Annotated in this window: 13 protein-coding genes; 7 read left to right on the top strand and 6 right to left on the bottom strand. The window is 43.8% G+C overall.

What is annotated here, in order from left to right; all coding sequences use genetic code 11:
* Position 1: 1 nt before the first annotated feature.
* On the bottom strand, positions 2-991 hold the full coding sequence (gene petA, locus QUA78_RS17280) for a cytochrome f (RefSeq protein WP_333301181.1): 990 nt from the start codon (positions 989-991) through the stop codon (positions 2-4).
* 158 nt (positions 992-1,149) lie between these two features.
* Entirely contained in the window at positions 1,150-1,692 is a 543-nt protein-coding gene (gene petC / locus QUA78_RS17285; protein ID WP_333301179.1) for a cytochrome b6-f complex iron-sulfur subunit, read from the bottom strand.
* 214 nt (positions 1,693-1,906) lie between these two features.
* Between petC and QUA78_RS17290 the strand changes: the two genes are divergently transcribed.
* The gene (locus QUA78_RS17290; protein WP_333189762.1) at positions 1,907-2,224 is read left to right on the top strand and encodes a DUF3067 family protein; all 318 of its coding nucleotides are present in this window, start codon (positions 1,907-1,909) and stop codon (positions 2,222-2,224) included.
* Positions 2,225-2,624: 400 nt separating this feature from the next.
* Positions 2,625-2,933: a carbon dioxide-concentrating mechanism protein CcmK gene (locus QUA78_RS17295; protein WP_106149684.1), complete on the top strand. Its 309-nt coding sequence runs from the start codon at positions 2,625-2,627 to the stop codon at positions 2,931-2,933.
* Positions 2,934-3,126: 193 nt separating this feature from the next.
* Here QUA78_RS17295 and QUA78_RS17300 read toward each other — a convergent pair whose 3' ends face one another.
* From QUA78_RS17300 to QUA78_RS17315, 4 genes are all read right to left on the bottom strand, one after another.
* Entirely contained in the window at positions 3,127-4,536 is a 1,410-nt protein-coding gene (locus tag QUA78_RS17300; RefSeq protein ID WP_333301177.1) for a calcium-binding protein, read from the bottom strand.
* Positions 4,537-5,056: 520 nt separating this feature from the next.
* On the bottom strand, positions 5,057-5,902 hold the full coding sequence (tatC, locus tag QUA78_RS17305; RefSeq protein ID WP_333301175.1) for a twin-arginine translocase subunit TatC: 846 nt from the start codon (positions 5,900-5,902) through the stop codon (positions 5,057-5,059).
* A gap of 194 nt (positions 5,903-6,096) precedes the next feature.
* Entirely contained in the window at positions 6,097-7,041 is a 945-nt protein-coding gene (locus QUA78_RS17310) for an NAD(P)-dependent alcohol dehydrogenase (protein ID WP_333301173.1), read from the bottom strand.
* 401 nt (positions 7,042-7,442) lie between these two features.
* Positions 7,443-9,593, bottom strand: coding sequence for an EAL domain-containing protein (locus QUA78_RS17315; protein WP_333301172.1), 2,151 nt, complete (start codon positions 9,591-9,593; stop codon positions 7,443-7,445).
* 419 nt (positions 9,594-10,012) lie between these two features.
* On the opposite strand from QUA78_RS17315, the gene kaiC reads away from it, so the two are divergent.
* The 5 genes from kaiC (at position 10,013) to QUA78_RS17345 (ending at position 19,989) form a co-directional block, all read left to right on the top strand.
* Positions 10,013-11,710, top strand: coding sequence for a circadian clock protein KaiC (gene kaiC, locus QUA78_RS17325; protein WP_333301170.1), 1,698 nt, complete (start codon positions 10,013-10,015; stop codon positions 11,708-11,710).
* Positions 11,711-11,735: 25 nt separating this feature from the next.
* On the top strand, positions 11,736-12,062 hold the full coding sequence (locus QUA78_RS17330; protein ID WP_333301168.1) for a circadian clock KaiB family protein: 327 nt from the start codon (positions 11,736-11,738) through the stop codon (positions 12,060-12,062).
* A 30-nt stretch (positions 12,063-12,092) separates the two neighbouring features.
* Positions 12,093-12,482, top strand: a complete 390-nt coding sequence (locus QUA78_RS17335; protein ID WP_333301166.1) for a circadian clock KaiB family protein — start codon at positions 12,093-12,095, stop codon at positions 12,480-12,482.
* On the top strand, positions 12,457-15,159 hold the full coding sequence (locus tag QUA78_RS17340) for a PAS domain S-box protein (protein WP_333301165.1): 2,703 nt from the start codon (positions 12,457-12,459) through the stop codon (positions 15,157-15,159). Before QUA78_RS17335 ends, QUA78_RS17340 begins: the two co-directional genes overlap by 26 nt.
* A gap of 141 nt (positions 15,160-15,300) precedes the next feature.
* Positions 15,301-19,989 carry a PAS domain S-box protein gene (locus QUA78_RS17345; RefSeq protein WP_333301163.1) on the top strand — a complete coding sequence of 1,563 codons (4,689 nt, stop codon included), beginning with the start codon at positions 15,301-15,303 and terminating at the stop codon, positions 19,987-19,989.
* The last annotated feature ends 17 nt before the right edge of the window (positions 19,990-20,006 follow it).

A 20,006-nucleotide genomic window follows, 5' to 3' on the forward strand; every position in this document is an offset into this window, starting at 1 on the left:
CTTAGAAATTCATTTCAGCAGCTTGAACTTTTTCGACCTGTTTCTTCTTGAGAACCAGCATAATTTGAGCCAACATGGTCAAAGCAACGAAAGCGATCATTCCTTGAATGCGAGTAGCACTTTGCAGCACAATCTCCACGTCTTTTTGACCGAAGCCGCCCACATTAGGATTGCTCGTCAAAAGTTCGCCTGCTGCAACTGTTTGTCCTTCGGTAACAATCAGTTCTGGGCCTGCTGGAATCGTATCAACAACGGCTGCACCTTCTGCAGGTTGAATTGTCACTTCATAACCGCCAGCTTCCGGTTGAGCAATCTTAGAAATGCTGCCAGCTACCGAAGCATTGTAAACAGTATTATTGCTCTTTTCGCCAGTAGGATAAACCTGACCGCGACCGCGGTTGCCTCCGACATAAATTTGGTATTTGCCGTAGTGAACCGACTTGTCAGTTTCCGGATTCGGCGACAAAACTGGGAATACCAATTCTTTGTACTGTTCTCCCGGCACCGGGCCCACTAAAACAATATTTTCTTGGGTTTCGCTGTAAGGTTGGAAGTAAAGATCGCCGACTTTTTCCTTCATTTCTTCGGGAATTCTGTCAGCCGGAGCAATCTTGAAACCTTCGGGCAACATCACAACTGCGCCGACATTCAAGCCACCTTTGCTACCGTCGCCGACAACTTGTTGCACGCTAGTATCGTAGGGAATCTTGACAATAGCTTCAAACACTGTGTCAGGCAAAATAGATTGCGGCACTTCAACTTCAGTCACTTTTGCACCGAGGTGACAGTTAGCGCAAACAATGCGGCCTGTTGCTTCGCGGGGAGTAGCGGGTGCTGTTTGCTGGGCCCAGAATGGGTAAGCAAATGCTGCTTGGGGAAGTGCGATGTCGCTGGTGAGGAAAAATCCTGCTGCTGCGATCGCAATTAAGGCTGTTTTCGCGATCGTCCTGGCACTGCGGCGAAATATCGCAGATAAGTTAGTTTGTGGCATTAGAGTATTCAATCTCAAAGGTCAGACAATTTTGAATTTTGGATTTTGAATTTTGGACTTTGGATTTTGGATTTTTAGACCGCTTTAGGGATGCAACTATCTTTGGTTTTCACCATTCACCCCCCATCTAAAATCTCAAATCTCAAATCCAAAATAGTTTAAGACCACCAAGGTGCTTCGCCGGTGCGGAAATCTGTTTCTTTCCAAGTTGTAAAAGCGATCTTGTCATCTGCGACAGTGGCGTGGGCCAGGGCCAGAGATAAAGGCGCGGGGCCGCGCACCACTTTGCCCTCATTGTTGTATTGAGAACCGTGGCAAGGACAGATAAACTTGTTTTCGCTAACATTCCAAGGCACGACGCAACCCAAGTGAGTGCAAACTGCATTGATGCCGTAGTCGGCGAGAGATAAGTCTTCTTTCACCACAAGATAGGTGGGGTCGCCTTTGAGACCTTGGGCTAAGGTGCGATCGCCCGCAGGGTGCGAAGCCAAATATTCGCTAACGATGATGTCGTTGCCCAAGGCATCTTTAGCTGTCACTCCGCCGCCAACTGCCCCACTCGACGGAGGAACAAAATATTGGACAACGGGATAGAGTGCGCCCAGTGCAACACCTGTGACTGTACCGAACGTCAGCAAATTCATAAATTGGCGACGCCCCATATCGGGGACATCGGGATTTCCAGCAGAAGATTGAGCCATGACCTGCCTTTACGGTTTTAAGTTACGTTTGTTTGTTAGCTGTTAGCGAACCTGTACGTGCAGAGGAAGGAGGATAATTGCCGTTAATCTGCTAGCACAAATTTTAGGCCGCGAAAATTCCTTTTAAGAATGCGCCTTCCAGCCTTTATTAGAGTATTATTACATTTTTTGAACTTTGTCTTTTATTGTTTAATGGATTAACTCAGGAGCAACCATGACGGGCAAGGATTTACACCAGCTACTGCTAGAAAAATGGGGAAAGTCTTACGATATCAGATTGCGGCGGACGCGGGGCAAGATTTTTGTGCAAGTTATGTGGAAATATCTAGAACAGGCATCTTTTCCGATGACGGAGGCTGATTATTTCGAGCATTTGGATGCGGTGGCCAATTACCTCAACGGCTGGGGCAGCACGGCACAGGTGAGAGAATTTATCGTAACTACTCGCGATCGCCCGCGCTTGGGCAAAGCTGTCAGCGTTCCCCTAGATTTGGGTGAAAGAGCCTCGGAGTGGTTGCTAGACGAGTTTTGAATCACTCAGTCGATTTTAGATTTTAGATTTTAGATTTTAGATTGACTCCACAGCCGGGATCTGGGGGAGTTCCCTAAAGTTTTGTGTCGCGCCGCGGCTGGATTAGTTGAGTCCAAAGTCCCGAAAATCGATCTGCGAGCTTGTCATACGAGTTGCCGCTGGTGAGAAACTAAGATGTCGCGCATCTAATTTGCACAGGTGTTTTGATTCAAAGTCTTGTGTGGCGGGCTTTGCTGCGCGCCCCCAACTGTGGGATGTAAATGCCGCAACAGCTTGTGGGGCTCTTTTAATTTTGGGCGATCGGATTTATAGCTGACCAAAATCATCGGAACCAATTTCTGTCAACAATTTCACCTACAATGAGTGTCAGATATGTTGTGAAATTTAGGAGAATGTTGTAATGGGTGTTGCAGTTGGAATGGTTGAAGTCTTAGGATTTCCCGCTGCCGTAGAAGTTGCAGACTCAATGGTGAAAGCAGCCCGAGTTACTTTAGTTCGCTATGAAAAGATAACCCGCGCTTACTGGACAATTATAGTTCGAGGAGATATCTCTGAAGTCCAAGCAGCCGTTGCTGCTGGAATTGAATCAGTTAAAAAGGTCGATGGCGGAAAGTTGCTATCGTATCACATAATTGCTCGTCCCCACGAGAATCTCGATTACATTTTGCCGATCGGCTATACTCCCGAAGTTGAACAGTTCCGAATGTAGTCAAAGTTTTGACAAAACTTTGGTGTTGAATTTTAAGTTTTAGTAATTATAGAGGCGCGGGCGATCGCGTCTCTATATTTTTTGGCGGCGAGTTGATATATTTTTGTGCTGTGTTTATCTGCGGTATATTTTGCCGAAACAACAGGCAGAATAACTTGGAACTCTTAACCGGAGATAAACGCAGATAATACAATCACCCAGTAATCAAATCACTGGCAGTGATTGTGATTTGAACTCCTTTCAGAATTCCGATGATTTGGCCATTCTGACGAATCTCGGTATCTGAACCATTAATCGCTAGTTGAGAAGTTATGTCTGCAAACGGAGCGCGAGAACGTACCAAAAGTTTATCTTCACCTTGTTTGAAGTCAGCAACAGTATCTATTCTCCCACTCGTCCAAAGCCTAAACTTGTCAGCCCCCCTGCCACCAACCAGATAGTCATTGCCGCTGAAGCCAAACAATAAGTCGTCGCCCCCGCCGCCAATCAATGTTTCGCTGCCGTCTCCACCAAGGAGAGTATCGTTATACCTAGAACCTATCGCTACTTCGATGCCGGAGAGCGAGTCTATGCCGCCCTGCCCGTCGGAAGCCCGGCCTAACCCAGACCCATCACCGACAGCCCCCAACTGGAGATAGACGCCAGTTGCTCCAACACTGTAAGATACTGTGTCGATGCCATCGCCGCCATTGAGCAAGTCATTGCCGGCACGACCCGACAAAGAGTCATTACCGCGTCCGCCCAAGAGCGTTTCATTGCCGCTCCCGCCAACTAACGTGTCGTTGAAATTAGAACCGATAACGACTTCAAGGCCCGAAAGCGAGTCTACACCGCCCAATCCATCGGTAGTCCTGCCTAACCCAGAACCGTCGCCGACAGGCCCCAACTGAAGATTGATACCAGTTGTCGCACTCGTGTACGATACTGTGTCGATGTCATCCCCGCCATCAATGGGGTCGATGTCATCCCCGCCATTAATGGAGTCGTTGCCAGCCCCGCCATCAAGAAAGTCGTTGTCAGCCCCGCCATCGAGATAATCATTACCCATGCCGCCGTAGAGAGTGTCGTCGCCGTTATGTGGTTTGTTACCACGATAACTAAAGATAATACTGCCATCAGACAGAGTGTCATCGCCATCTTCGCCATTGAGCAAATCGTTCCCGAAGCCGCCGTAGAGTTGATCGTTGCCAACTCCACCATATAGAATGTCACGATGATCCTTACCATCAAGATAGTCATTTCCTTCTCCACCGTAGAGCGTGTCATCGTTACTACTTGGATCATTTGAATCGCCAGTGTAGTCACCAAGCACATAATCATTGCCTGCTCCGCCGTCGAGCAAGTCATAACCCCTGCCTCCATAGAGACTGTCATTGCCAAGCCCACCAAGCAGAGTATTAAAGTCGGAAAAAAAATCTTGCTTTCCACCATAGAGTAGGTCATCTTCACTTCCACCATCGAGACTATCACTGCCAATGCCACCATCGAGAGTGTCATTGCCAGCCAGACCAAAAAGAAAGTCGTTGCTAACAGTGTAAGGATTAGGGCCGGATAAGTAGTCAGGGCCTAAAGTCCCAGGGAATGTTCTAGCGAATGTTGTCATGTATTTAATTTCTAATGGATGTTAAGAAACTGAAACCGTCAAAAAGGTCAATATCTACAATTTCAGTTTGTTGGTATGTTATCTCTCCATCGAATACTCAGAATCGGCTCGTGCGAAATCTTGATGCAAACCTTAAAAATTTAATCATTAAAATAACTTATGATTGCCAGCCCGATCGCCTAAAAAATAGTGTGAATTAAGGCTCAAAACCTTGACCCCAGACACCTAACACTAAACTTGGCTAATGTGAATTTTATATTTTATATTAAATACTTATCAAACAGACACTAAATCAGCAAAGATTATCATATAAAACAATCAACTTACTCAAATAGCTGAGAAGCTTAGCTTTACACAATGTTTATAAGCTTACTTACGTAAATAGGGAATTCACCCTCCCAATAGGTGAAGCAATCTTTTTAAGATAAGTTGACAACAATCCCAATCTCGGCTAAAAATAGCAGACAATTTTCAAATTCAGATGTTCGGTAACTTTTATATTGTCTGCTATTCTTAATTCTCATCGCCCTAAAAGCTTCACCAAACCAACCCCGCCAAAATACAAGCTCAGCACCGCACCTCCTAAAAGACTTTGCGTTAAAGGGTCAGTAGAAGGCGTTAAAACCGCTCCCAAAACGGCCGCTCCCAAGACTACATACCGCCAGCCGGAGAGCATTTGGTTGGAAGAAACTATGCCCAAAACGCCGAGCAATACTTGGACGATCGGGATTTGAAAAGCTAAGCCGGTGCTGAACATTAACAGCAGCACAAATTTAAAGTATTTGTCGATCGACCACAACTGCTCTACAACATCCGCCCCATAGGTAACAAAGAAGTTGAGCGCCGCCGGAATCAGAGCGATGTAAGCAAAGACTAACCCGCCCAAAAATAGGAAACTCGAACCGAAAAACACAGGCCCCAGCAACCTGCGTTCTTTGCGAGTCAAGCCGGGAAGAACAAACAGCGCTATCTGGTAAAAAATAAACGGACTGGCGAGGAGCAAACCGCTGTATCCTGCTACTTCGATAGAAACAAAGAAATACTCGCCGGGAGCTAGTTGCAGAAACTTGACGGGGCCTGCCGGTACTTCTAGCAGTTGCACGATGGGTTTAACTGTGAAAAAGCAACCGATTACAGCGATTGCTACTGCAATTAGCGAGTAAAAAAGTCGCTGACGCAATTCTTCTAAATGGTCGAACAAAGACATCTCAACTTCGTCGGGAAGTTCGTCGAGAAATTCGTTTTCTAGGTTGCGGGAACCCATCGCACTGCCTGCGATTGGTGCAATGCTGTTTTCCGGGCTAATTGCTTCGATGTTGTTGTCGGAACCTTGTTCGGGTGTCTCCAAGTTTGAGGGAGCAGTCATAGGGAATGGGTAATTGGTAATGGGTAATTGGGAAGAGGGAATGGGTAATTGGAAATTGGTAATTAATTGGAAATTGAGAATAGTTATTTCATAATTGCTCCGACTTCCTTCTTCATTCTTCATTCTGACTTCAGCAGAAGGAACGAGCGATAATTAATCCGTGTAGGGGTATCATAATCCGTGTATTGCCTTCATTATTCAATCCCGATCGCAATTTTGCCCACAGCGCGGCCGGTTTCGCTGTAAGCGTGGGCTGCTGCTACTTCTTGTAAGCTGTAAGTGCGATCGACAATCGGCTCAACTTTATCGGATTCTATTAACTCCCGCAAAGCCCCTAAATCGCTCGTGTTGGCATTGGCTAGAATGAATTTAGCTTTTTTACCCGATAAAAACCAGCTCGTTAACATCGGTGCGAGGTTGTCTAAACTCGGCAAAGTCGAGATATAAACTCCCTCTGGTTGCAGCACTTTTTCGCAGTCAGCAAATGTTCTTGTCCCGACAGCATCTAAAATTATATCATATTTATCGCTTTGTTGAGTAAAGTCAACTTCCGCGTAATCGAGAACAAAATCGGCTCCCAAACTCTTGACCAATTCTCTATTTTTAGCGCTGCAAACTCCCGTTACTTCCGCGTTCATTGCTTTGGCAACTTGCACGGAAAAAGTGCCGACTCCGCCGGAAGCGCCGTTAATCAATACTTTGTTTCCTGCTTGAATTTGACCCAAATCCCTGAGCGATTGCAAAGCAGTTAAACCTGCGATCGGTACTGCTGCTGCTTCTGCATGAGTGATGTTTTTCGGTTTAATTGCTGCATCGGATTCTGGCACGGTCGCGTATTCGGCGCAAGCACCCCCATTGATGGGATTTAAGAAAGTATAAACTTCATCTCCGGGTTGAAATTTGGTGACTTCTCGGCCGATTTCCACGACAACTCCAGAGATGTCAGAACCCACAATTCGAGGAAAGTTAAATCCTGTCAATAATTGCAGGTGTCCTTGCCGGATTTTCCAGTCTACAGGATTGACGCTGCTAGCGCGAACTCGCACTAACAATTCGTTGGATTTGGCGATCGGCTTTTCCAATTCTCGGTACTGCAATTCCTCGGCTGAACCGTAGCGATCGAACGCAACTGCTTTCATGGCAAATTTTCCGGTTTATTTCCAATAGAACACTCAATCCTGTACAATTACAGCACATTCCATCTCAAGGTGACACAGTAAATTGAGTCAGGCTTGTAGCAGCGGGCGATCGACTTTCTTGAGGCCTCCAGACAGGGCGCAGGGGTCAGGCTATCAGCCCGCTGGCTGAGTGCGATCGATCGGCTGTACGTCATTTTACAGGCTGGCGATCGGATTTCTTACCTTGTTTATTGGTAATTACCTGTTCAATGAATCAGATTTAACTCACGCCCGCAACGAATTTTCCTCAAGGCTTTAGCAAAATATCAGGATATTCTTTCTGCCCAAAATACCCATGCCTTGCTCATTATCTCATTATCAAGGTTTTATCCCAGAGTGACACAAGAGAGATAATGGGACGGCTAGCGATTAAAGTTAATTGGGACGGGATGGCCGATCCCATAACCCTGAGCATAATCTACTCCAATCTCCCGCAATTTTTCTAAGATAGTCTCGTCTTCGACAAACTCAGCTATAGTTTCAAGATTCATCGCATGGGCAATACCATTAAAGCCTTCAACGATCGCTTGAGAAATCAAATTATGACTAATATTCTTGACAAAAGCCCCATCAATTTTTAGATAATCAACTGGTAAATTGATCAGATACGCAAAGGAACTCAACCCACTGCCAAAATCATCTAAAGCAAAGCGACAGCCAATCTTTTTGAGTTCGCTCATGAAATATCTGGCTTGCTCAAAATTCGCGATCGCTGCGGTTTCCGTGATTTCAAAACAAATGCTCTGAGGAGGAATTTGGTAGCGAGGAAATTGTTCGATTAAAAATCTCATAAATTGATTGTTACTAATGCTAGCGCCAGAAATATTGATGGTATATAAGCCATCAGTAAGAACCTGTTGCCCCGATAAATTATGATAATTAGAGAAAAAAGTTTCGATAACCCAACAATCGATCTTAGTTATCAAGCCATAACGCTCGGCGGCGGGAATAAACTCATTGGGAGCCACTATTTCTCCATTTTCGTCTAGCATTCTTAGCAAAATTTCATAATGCTCTACTGATGGGCTAGAGCTAATAGAGACAATCTTTTGGAAGTAGAGACGAAAATGATTGGTTTCCAACGCTCGGCTGATTTTGGAAACTACCAGTCTCTCACCACGTTGTCTAATTAGTTCGTCATCATCTAGGCTATAAACATGAACACAGTTGCGACCTTTGGCTTTGGCGGCATAACAAGCTGCATCAGCCGCTCCCAGAACAAGCATTAAATCTTGGCTGGTTTGGTCAATGGCAACAACTCCAATGCTGACCCCAATGATAAAGGTTTTGTTATTCCAAATAAACCGAAACTGATGCACTAGGTTTTTGAGTTTTTCCGCAATCTGAGCTGCTTGAGATAGTGGACATTGAGTGAGCAAAAGGCCAAATTCATCACCTCCCAAGCGAGCCAGCGTGTCATTAGCGCGGACTCCCTTTTGTAACAGTGTAGTGATTTGGCGCAGTAGCTCATCGCCAGCAATATGACCTGCGGTATCGTTAACGACTTTGAACTGATCTAAATCTAAATAACAGAGAGCGTGCTGCTGATTGCTAACTTGAACAGAGGCGATCGCCTCAATTAGCTGCTGTTCAAATCCTCGACGGTTGATTAAACCCGTCAGGGCATCGTGACTGGCTTCCCAATAAAGTCGCTTGGCAAGATAGCGCGATTCGGTAACATCATGAAAGACGATGACTGCCCCGATAATTTGGCCTTGGCGGTCTCGAATTGGTGCTGCTGAGTCCTCAATGCCGTACTCCGTCCCATCGCGAGCAATGAGAATAGTATGGTTAGCTAAGCCCACAATTTTCCCCTTTGACAGAGCTTTAGTTATAGGATTCTCTGCTGGCTTTCTCGTTACTTCATTAACGATTATGAAAACTTCAGACAGAGGCATTCCTTCAGTTTCCTCCGATGTCCAGCCTGTTAGTCGCTCAGCAACAGGATTGAAATATCTAATATTACCTTGAGCATCAGTAGTAATGACGGCATCGCCAATCGATTGCAATGTCACCTGAGCCAATTCTTTTTCGGCAAAAAGGGCATTTTCGAGGCGTTGATGTTCCTCGATCTCTTTGATGAGACATAAATTTTTTTCTTGGAGGCTTTTGCGGAGTCGTTGGATAGTCAGGTGAGTTTCGACACGCGCCAATACCTCTTCGACTTGAAACGGCTTGGCAATATAATCTACTCCTCCTGCGGCGAGCCCTTGCACCTTATTGAAAGTCTCACTGAGCGCACTCAAAAAAACAACTGGAATGTCTGCAGTGCGATATTCAGATTTTAATTGTCTGCAAACTTCATAGCCATCGATATCTGGCAACTTAATGTCTAGTAAAATTAATTCCGTCGCTGGAGATTGAGCGGCTCTGAGTGCCATTGCCCCTGTCGTCGCACTACGAACCTTATAACCCTGTTCGCTCAATGTATCCCTCAGCAAACGCAGGTTGTCTGGTAAATCGTCAACGATTAAAATGTTGCCTCGATAGCTGGTAACTGAATCGCTAATCATATTTAGTAAGACTGTTAGTACAATCCATTAGGTATGGGTCAGTTGTTTTTGTAAGGGGGTCTGATAGAATGTTGGTAACATTTTTTGGGAATAGGCTAGCCTATAATAATTCTGCTACCTATCTTTTGTTACCATAAGTTGGCTCAATCTTTACTCGATCGGGGTTTCAGGCTGGTTGTCACCCGCCCGGGTCTATATAAAGGCTATATTGCCCGCCTTCTCTCAATTGCCGCGATGTAATCCGCCACCTGCTGGCGCTTCCCTCAAGAAACGAAAAGCTATGGATACTCGATCGACAAAAAGTGATATTGTTAATCATAGACGGATAATAAAGACAATAGCACAGATCCCTAGACTGTCACAGGTAGGATAGTTGTGCGCTTATGTAAGTTCTATCAAAAATCAATTTTTAATCTTTTATGGCAGAAATTCAAAATTTACAATTATCCAAATGCCCAACGGGTATTCAGGGACTCGATGAAATCACGGATGGGGGTTTACCGCAAGGCCGACCAACCTTAATCTGCGGGTCAGCGGGTTGCGGTAAGACCTTATTTGGTGTCGAGTTTCTAGTGCGCGGCGCAACACTGTACGGGGAACCAGGGGTTTTAGTCACCTTTGAAGAAACTGCTGCAGAAATTACCAAGAATGTCAACTCTTTAGGCTGGAATTTAACTGAATTGATCGCTGAAAACAAAATATTCATTGACCATATTTATATTGAACCCAGCGAAATTGAGGAAACAGGAGAATACGACCTAGAAGCCCTATTTATTCGTCTAGGCTATGCGATTCAAAAAATCGGCGCTAAACGGGTACTTTTAGACACGATAGAAGTCTTGTTTGCTGGTTTAGCCAATGCCAACATTGTCCGAGCAGAATTACGCCGTTTATTTCATTGGTTAAAAGACCAAGGTGTGACAGCCGTAATCACTGGGGAGAGAGGAGACCAGACCTTAACCCGTCAAGGTTTAGAAGAATATGTTTCGGATTGTGTGATCAAATTAGACCAAAAAACCGTTGAAGAAATCGCCACAAGAACCATACAAATTGTTAAATATCGCGGCTCTCGCCATAGTAATAATGAGTATCCTTTTTTAATTGAAGAAAATGGCATTTCGGTCTTACCCATTACTTCCTTAACGTTAGACCATGCGGTTTCTAATGAGCGAATCTCAACGGGCATTTCCCAACTTGATGAAATGTTTGGCGGGCAGGGCTACTATCGGGGTAGCAGTATTCTTGTCACAGGCAGGGCAGGAACGGGAAAAACAACGCTGGCGGCTCATTTTGCCGAAGCAACCTGTTTAAGAGGCGAACGGTGTTTATATCTCGCTACGGAAGAATCCCCCCAACAAATTCTCCGCAATCTAAACTCGATTAGTCTTGACTTAGCCCCCTATGTAGAGCAGGGATTATTGCAATTTGATGCGGTACGTCCCACTAACTACAATTTAGAAATGCGTTTGTTTAAAATCCATCGCTGGGTCAAAGAATTTCAACCAAGCACGATCATCATCGATCCGATGAGTAATCTCATTTTGAGTGGAAGCTTTATGCAAACAAAAAGCTTTTTTATGCGTTTGATTGACTATTTAAAGAGCCAACAAATCACCGTTTTTTTGACCGATTTAACGCCAGGTGATACCAATCATGACCACGAACAGACGGAAATGGGTGTTTCCTCTCTGATGGATACTTGGTTAGAACTCCAAACGCTCAAGGTGAATGGGGAGCGCAATCGGATTCTGTATGCCCTCAAATCTCGCGGCATGATGCACTCAAATCAAGTACGGGAATTTATCCTCACGAGTCAAGGGGTAAACTTGGTGGAGGTTTATTTGGGAGATGGCAAGGTATTAACAGGAACGGAACGAATCAATCAAGCACTAGAGGAACAATCTGCCGCTAGAAAACGGCAACAGAGTTTTGAACTCAAAAAACGCGAGTGTGAGCGAGAAAAACATCTCGTACAAGCTCAGATCAAAGCTCTGCAAATGCAATTAACCAATCGAGATGAGGAATTCGCTTTGCTGATAGAAGAGGAAGAAAAGGCTCAAAAAGCGGCGATAGAGAATCAATCTTTTATGGCAAAATTACGGCATCTCAATCCCTAACATCTATACTATAAGGAGAAAAAATATGACCGATCGTTTATCAGATACCGCTAACACAAAAGGAGCAGAGATTTGGCAACTGCGCTTATATGTGGCGGGACAAACCCCTAAATCTCTGGTTGCTTTTGCCAATTTGAAGAAGATATGTGAGGAATATCTTCACGGTCAATATAGCATTGAAATTATTGACTTAAGTCAACAGCCCCATCTCGCCATAGAAGATAGCATCGTTGCTCTACCTACCCTCGTCAGAAAATTGCCCGAACCGATAAAAAAAATTATTGGTGATTTATCGAATACTGAAAAAGTTTTGATAGGACTGCAAATCATTCCTCTTATGAATGAACACTAACTCAATATTTAGGCACTAACGGCACTAACGATGATTGACTCAGAAGATTTTAACCTCACAACCACAGAACTTTTTGAACAGGCTGTTTCCCAATCGCAGGAACAGCATTATATCCTACGTCTTTATATTGCAGGTACAACGCTCCAATCCGTGACGGCGTTGCAAAACATCAAAAAAATTTGTGAGAAACATCTCCAAGGACGTTATGAATTAGAAGTTATTGATATTTATCAACAGACAGAAGCCGCTATTGCCGAGAATATTGTGGCTGTTCCCACCTTGATTAAACAGTTACCTATGCCCTTACAAAAGATCATTGGCAATTTATCGAATACGGAAAAAGTCTTAATGGGTCTTAATCTTGTGCCTAAAAATATAATTAAAGAGGAAAGCAATGAAGGATTCCCAAGCTCCTCTTGAAAAGTTGCGCCAAGAAGTCGAAACGCTACAGCAGCAATTGGCAGAAGTGCAGGAACGCCTAAATGTGACGGAAGAAACGTTGCAGGCTATTTGTTCTGGGGAAGTTGACGCTGTTGTTGTTTCTACGCAGCAAGGGGAGCGAGTTTTTACGCTTCAGGGGGCAGATTATGTTTATCAGTGTTTAGTTGAACAAATGGGGGAAGGAGCAGCAACTGTCTCTTCTGAAGGCTTGATTTTGTACTGTAATAAGCGACTCTCAGAACTCTTAAATTGTTCATTAAAGAATCTGATTGGCTCTAGGTTAGAAACCTTTATTGCCCCCAAGGATAGAAAAGCGTTTTTACTCCTTTTACAGGAGGTTCAAGAAAAAGAAACTCTCACCAGAGAGTTATCTTTGATCGCGGCTACAGGAAATAAGGAAGTACCTGTCAAATTATCGCTTAAACAATTTAAAATAGATGAGCTTTTAGTTAATAGTATTATTATTACTGATATTACAGAATCTAAAATTAAAGAAGCTGCTAAACTCAGTCAAATTCTCAACAGCGCGATCGCCGTTATTAATAATTTTCGTCTTTTGACCGATGGCACGTTTAAAATCGATTCTTGGATAGGAGGAACCCAACAGCTTTTTGGCTATAGCTTAGAAGCCGTGCAAGCCGATTCTTCCCTAATTACGGCGAATATACTACCTGAAGATCGAGAAAAGGCTCTTGTCTCATTGGTGCAAAACATTAAAGGAGGGCGATCGGGGATCGTTGAGTATCGTTTTTTGCATGGCGATCGCACTATTCGCTGGCTTTCCTCAAACTATGTCGCTGAATGGGATCGAGAACAAGATTGTTGGGTGGGCATAGAAATTATTACGGATATTACCCAACGCAAAGAAACAGAGCAAAAAATTGCCGAACAAGCAGCCTTAATTGATCTTACTACTGATGCCATTTTTGTACATGATTTAGACGACCAGATTTTATTTTGGAATAAAGGAGCTGAACGTTTATATGGTTGGACAGCAACCGAAATTATCGGGCAAAAAACTAAAACCTTATTTAATCAACCAATTGCTCAGACTAAGGCTATAAAAACCACTAGCGAACCAGGTATTTGGCAAAGTGAAATAAAACAAAACACCAAAGCAGGCAAGAATATTATCGTAGAAAGTCGTAAAATTCTGGTAGAAAATCATTTTTTAAAGCTAAAATCTATTCTCGTAATTAACACTGATATTACCGAAAAAAAACAACTTGAAAAACAATTTTATCATGCCCAGAGATTAGAGAGCTTAGGAACGTTAGCAAGTGGAATCGCCCATGATTTTAATAACATTCTTACCCCGATTTTGAGCGTTACTCAAATGCTTCCTCTCAAATTTCCTAACCTGGATGATAAGACAGAAAGACTGTTTACGATTCTTTCTAGTAGTGCTAGACGTGGGGCTGATTTGGTCAAGCAAATTCTTCTTTTCAGTAGAGGAACGGAAGGTAATTATGTAATATTACAGCTAGGCGACCTGCTCCTAGAAGTGATCGGTATTACTAAACAGACATTTCCTAAATCAATCGCAATTTCAGCGAAAATACCTACTAAGGAACTATGGAGAATCTCGGCTGATGCTACCCAAATGCACCAAGTATTTATGAATCTGATGATTAACGCCAGAGATGCGATACCAGACGAAGGAACTTTGACTATTTGCGCTGAAAATCGTCTATTAGGTAAACATGATGCCCTGATAAATTTGGAAGCAAAAGTAGGTTCTTATGTGGTGGTGACGGTTTCTGATACGGGAACCGGCATCCCACCAGAATTGTTAAACCGAATTTTTGACCCGTTTTTCACGACCAAGGAAGTTGGCAAAGGAACGGGACTAGGATTATCAACCGTGGCGGGGATTGTCAAAACTCATGGCGGTTTTGTCAAGGTTGATAGCGAGTTGGGCAAGGGGACCGAATTTAATATTTTTTTACCTGCTATAGAGGGAGAGGTGAGTGTCATACCCCGAGAAATATTACTGCCCAGAGGTAAGGGCGAGTTGATTTTAATTGTAGATGATGAAGCCTCTATTCAAGAGGTAACACAAACCTCTCTAGAAAACTATAAATACAGAACAATACTCGCTAGTGATGGGATTGAAGCCCTCGCTCTCTATACCGAATATCAACAGGAAATCAGTGTTGTTTTAATGGATATGATGATGCCAAACCTAGATGGTGTTACCACAATTGGGATCTTGCAAAAAATCAATCCTCTGGTGAAGATAATTGCGACTAGCGGACTCCTTAAGAATAGAAAACTGGCATTAGATGCTGATGTAAATAATTTTTTATTGAAACCTTACACGATAGGAGAATTATTGCAAATGTTAACGGAGATACTGTTGCTAGATGAGGATAAACCAGATGGCATTACGTCCATTACCTCTCAAGCTCCTTCTTTTCTGGCGAGGGTTGAATTATCCAGGGACGCTTTAGCAATAATGCCTCCCGAATGGTTACAGGAAATGTATGATGCGGCTTATTATTGTGATGAGGATGTCCTACTGGAATTAATTGAACAAATACCTACTTCTCAAGGGGCGATCGCGAATGCCCTCAAAGATTTAGTGCTGAATTTTAAAACGGATATCATTATGGAATTAACTGATTTATCTAAATTAGGGCTAAGGAACGATTAAAGCAGGTAAGTAAGGAGTCTCAATGCACATTAGTCCAGATGAGATCGTGTTTTTGGCAAAGGGGATTCGTGACAATTAACGTCACTTTGCTTCTTGTAAAATCAGGAAAACATTTTCTCAACCCAAGCAGCGGATTTATTTATGAACAAGCACATTTCTCAACTGACAAGTCTACTCGTCATTGCGATCGGGTGTGTCGTCCTGCTCGGTTGGCAATTTGACATCTCCCTACTCAAAAGTGGTTTTCCCGGTATGACTTCGACCATGAAAGCAAACACGGCACTTTGCTTTTTGCTGGCTGGAGTGTCTTTGAGATTGTTGCAGTACCAAAGACTAACCCGACTGCACTATCGAATTGCTCAAGGGACGGCCGGATTGGTAATTGTGATTGGGCTGCTGACGCTGAGCGAGTATCTCTTTGGTTGGCATCTGGGCATCGATCAGTGGCTTTTCCGGGATGTCGCGTCTTCGGCGACTCCCGATCCGGGGCGAATGGGAGTGAATACTGCCTTGAATTTTGTGCTGATGGGATTAGCGCTGTTACTGCTAGGGAAAAATTCCCAACGGGACACTTGGTTGGCACAGATTTGCAGTAGTGTTGCAGCTTTAATTTCTCTTCTAGCTTTCTTTGGACACATCTTTGAGGTCAATATTTTCACCCAACTGATCTTAATTACAACAACTCAAGCCCTAAACACGATCCTCACCTTTTTCATCCTCTATGGAGGAATTTTATTACTCCGACCCAAGGAAGGGTTAATGCAAGAAGTCACCAGTCCGCTAGTCGGCGGATTGATGTTGCGGTGGTTGCTGCCTTGGGCAGTAATCTTTCCAGTGGTAATGAACTGGTTCTCTCTTCAGGGGCAAAAACTAGGCTGGTATAACGCTGAATTTGGCTATGCATTGCGGTCAATCGCTTTGGTTCTCACCTTCTCAATTCTGATTTGGGGGACGGCTCGATTTCTCAACCAGATAGATTTCAATCGGCAACAAGCCGAAGCAGCCCTTCAAAAACTTAATGAAACCTTAGAAAGTCTTGTGACTGAACGGACAGAAGCTTTACAAAAATCCCAGGCTCGTTTTGCGGGAATTCTGGAAATCGCCAACGATGCAATTATTTCCGTCGATCGCACTCAACAGATTACCCTGTTTAATCAAGGGGCAGAAAAGATTTTTGGCTATAAAACAGAGGAAGTTTTAGGGCAACCCCTGAGCTTACTGCTGCCAGAGCAGTTTAGGAATGCTCACCAGCAGCATATCCAACAATTTGCTCAATCTTCTGGTAGAGCGGGAAGGATGAGAGAACGAGGTGAGATTTTTGGTCGCCGTCAAGATGGCACGCAGTTTCCGGCTGAAGCCTCAATTTCTAGGCTGGAAATAGGAGACGAAACGGTATTTACAGTTATTCTACGCGATATTAGCGATCGCAAACAGGCTGAGGAAGAATTACTTCAAACAACCACGCTGCAAAAAGCCTTTTTAGATAGTGCCAACTACACCATCATTTCCACCGCCGTAGATGGTACGATTCTTACCTTCAATAAAGCCGCCGAGAGATTGCTGGGATATAGTGCCGAAGAAGTTGTGGGGAAAGCAACACCTGCGATCATTCACGACAAGGAGGAAGTCGTGCGGCGCGCCCAAGATTTATCTGTCCAAATGGGAATCTCTATCGAACCAGGATTTGAGACTTTTGTTGCCAAGGCACGTCTTGGAGATCCAGACGAATACGAATGGTCCTACATCCGCAAAGATGGTAGTCGCTTTCCGTTACTCCTCTCGGTGACAGCTTTATATGACCCAGAAGGCAATATCACAGGGTTTCTCGGCATTGGAACCGATATTACCCTCCGCAAGCAAGCAGAAGCATCACTGGCACGCATGGCAGCGATTGTCGAATACTCTGGTGAGGCAATTATTAGCAAGTCCTTAGATGGCATCATTTTAAGCTGGAACAATGCTGCAGAAAAAATCTTTGGCTATAAGGCTGAAGAAATCATAGGACAATCGATCGCCATTCTAATTCCACCCAATCTTACCCACGAAGAACAGCAAATCCTCGAAACGATTCGACAAGGAGAAACGATTAAAAACTATGAAACCGTGCGCGTCCGCAAAGATGGACAACTTATCCACATCTCTTCCACCATATCACCACTGAAGGACACCACAGGTAGAATTGTTGGGGCTTCTGTAATTAAACGCGACATCAGCGATCGCAAACGAGCTGAAAACGATCGCAAACAAATTGAGACAGCTTTACGAAACAGTGAAGAGCAGTTTCGCCATGCGTTTGAAGATGCCTCGATCGGCATGGCGATCCTTTCCCTTGATGGGCATTGGCTTAAAGTCAATCCTGCCCTATGCCAGATTGTTGGCTACTCATCAGAAGAGTTGTTAACACTAACTTTTGAAGACATTACCTATCCTGAAGATTTAGCAGTTGATCTTAATAATAGGCGTAATCTATTAGCAGGAACGATGTCAACTTACCAACGAGAAAAACGTTATTTGCATAAGCAAGGATATATTGTTTGGATTCTGCTGAATGGATCGGTAGTACAAGATGAGCAGGGAAATCCACTGCATATTATTGCTCAAATTCAAGACATTACGGCTCGAAAAGAAGCTCAAAAGACACTCGAACTGCAAAGCATTATTATGAATAATATGGCAGGGGGAGTGTGTTTAGTCAAAGCCTCAGACTTGATGCTCGTCTACACTAATCCTAAATTTGATGCGATGTTTGGCTATACAGAGGGCGAACTCGCAGGTCAACCCGTTGGTGTAATAAATTATGTCGATACACAGATTACACCCGACGAAACCGTTGAAGATATCGTCACTCAAGTCGAGCGGGACGGGGAAGCAAAATATGAAGTCCACAATATAAAAAAAGATGGCACACTTTTTTGGTGCAGAGTTCATACCTCTAAGTTTGAGCATCCTGAATACGGAACTGTATATGTTGCCGTTCAAGAAGATATAACAAAGCTAAAACTGTCTGAAAAAGCCTTGCAAGCTACCACAAACCGCCTCAACTTTCTTCTCAACTACAGTCCCGTCGTTATTTTTAGCAGTAAAGTTGATGGCGAGTATGGCCCAACATTCATCAGCGAAAACATCAAAGACGTAATCGGCTACGAAACCAAAGAATTTTTAGAACAGTCTGGATTTTGGATCGATCATCTGCATCCAGATGATGTAGACCAGGTGCTTAATGGACTAACAAATCTATTCACAGATGGTTTTTATTTTCAGGAATTCCGTCTTCTGCACTCAGATGGGAATTATCGCTGGATACTCCAACAACTCAAGCTAATTCGAGATCGTGGGGGGAGACCAGTGGAAATTTTGGGATATTTAATTGATATTAGCGATCGCAAACAAGCTGAGGTGGAACTTCGCCAGGCGAAGGAAGCAGCAGAAGCAGCCAACCAAGCCAAGAGTGTCTTCCTCGCGAATATGAGCCACGAACTCCGCACCCCCCTCAACTCGATTTTAGGATTCACGCAATTGATGAGCGATGAGAGCGCTCTGACTCCTTCTCTCCAAGAGCGCTTGCAGATTGTCAATCGTAGCGGTAGACATTTGTTGGACTTGATTAACGATATTTTAGATTTATCCAAAATCGAGAGCGGACGGATGACACTCAATCCTTCTGACTTTGATTTGACAAATTTGCTGACTTCTATTGAAGAAATGCTGCAAGTTAAAGCCCATTCTAGAGAATTGCAGCTAATTGTCGAGCCAGATCCCGATCTTCCTAAATTTGTGCATACCGACGAGAAAAAACTATATCAAGTCTTGCTCAATCTGCTCGGTAATGCGATTAAATTTACCAAGCAAGGAAGCATCACCTTACGAGTAAGAGCAGCACAAAGAGACAAAACCTCTTGTCACCTATGTTTTGAAGTCGAGGATACAGGCGTGGGAATTGCGCCAACAGAAATTGACAGCTTATTTAAGGTATTCGTGCAAGCCCAAGCTGGGAATAATTTGAGTCAAGGCACTGGGCTTGGTTTAGCGATCAGTCAAAAACTCGTCCAACTCATGGCCGGTCAAATTCGGGTTAAAAGCACTTTGAACCGAGGTAGCGCTTTTTCCTTTGAGATTGGTGTACAGTTACCTCAAGCAGAATCCTTACCCCCAGAATCAATTAATCAAAGAGTAATTGGTTTAGCTCCCGGACAACCAACCTACCGTATCCTTGTTGTTGAAGATTTAGCAGAAAATCGCCGCTTGTTAGTCGAGATCCTGACCTCCATTGGCTTTGAGGTGAGAGAAGCAACACAGGGAGTTGAGGCAATCTCACTGTGGGAGAGTTGGTTGCCGCACCTGATTTTCATGGATCTGCGAATGCCAATCATGGACGGCTACACAGCTACTAAATATATTAGAGAACGCCCTAACAACCAAGAAACTGTCATTATTGCTTTAACTGCCAGTGTTTTTGAAGAAGAGCGAGAAGACGTTCTCATGGCTGGCTGTAACGAATTTATGAGCAAGCCATTTCAGCAGAAAGAAATTTTTGACAAACTCGCTAAATATTTGGGAGTGCAATATATCTACGAAGCCCTAGGATCAACTCCAAACAAACTATTAGTTGAAACGCTGTCTGTAGAAGATATATCCGTGATGTCCCCTCAGTGGTTAGAACAAATGTATCAAGCCGCTTACTATCTCGATACCGAAGTTATGAACGAATTAATCGTACAAATTCCCGAATCTAAAGCAGGTTTGTCCAAGGGACTAACTGATTATATCAATAATTTTAATTCTGACAGAATTCTGGAGTTAATTCGACCTCTGCTGCCGAATCCACTGTAGTTATCGAGTTTAAGGAC

It is taken from the genome of Microcoleus sp. K4-B3, from assembly GCF_036704615.1.
GTDB lineage: Bacteria > Cyanobacteriota > Cyanobacteriia > Cyanobacteriales > Microcoleaceae > Microcoleus.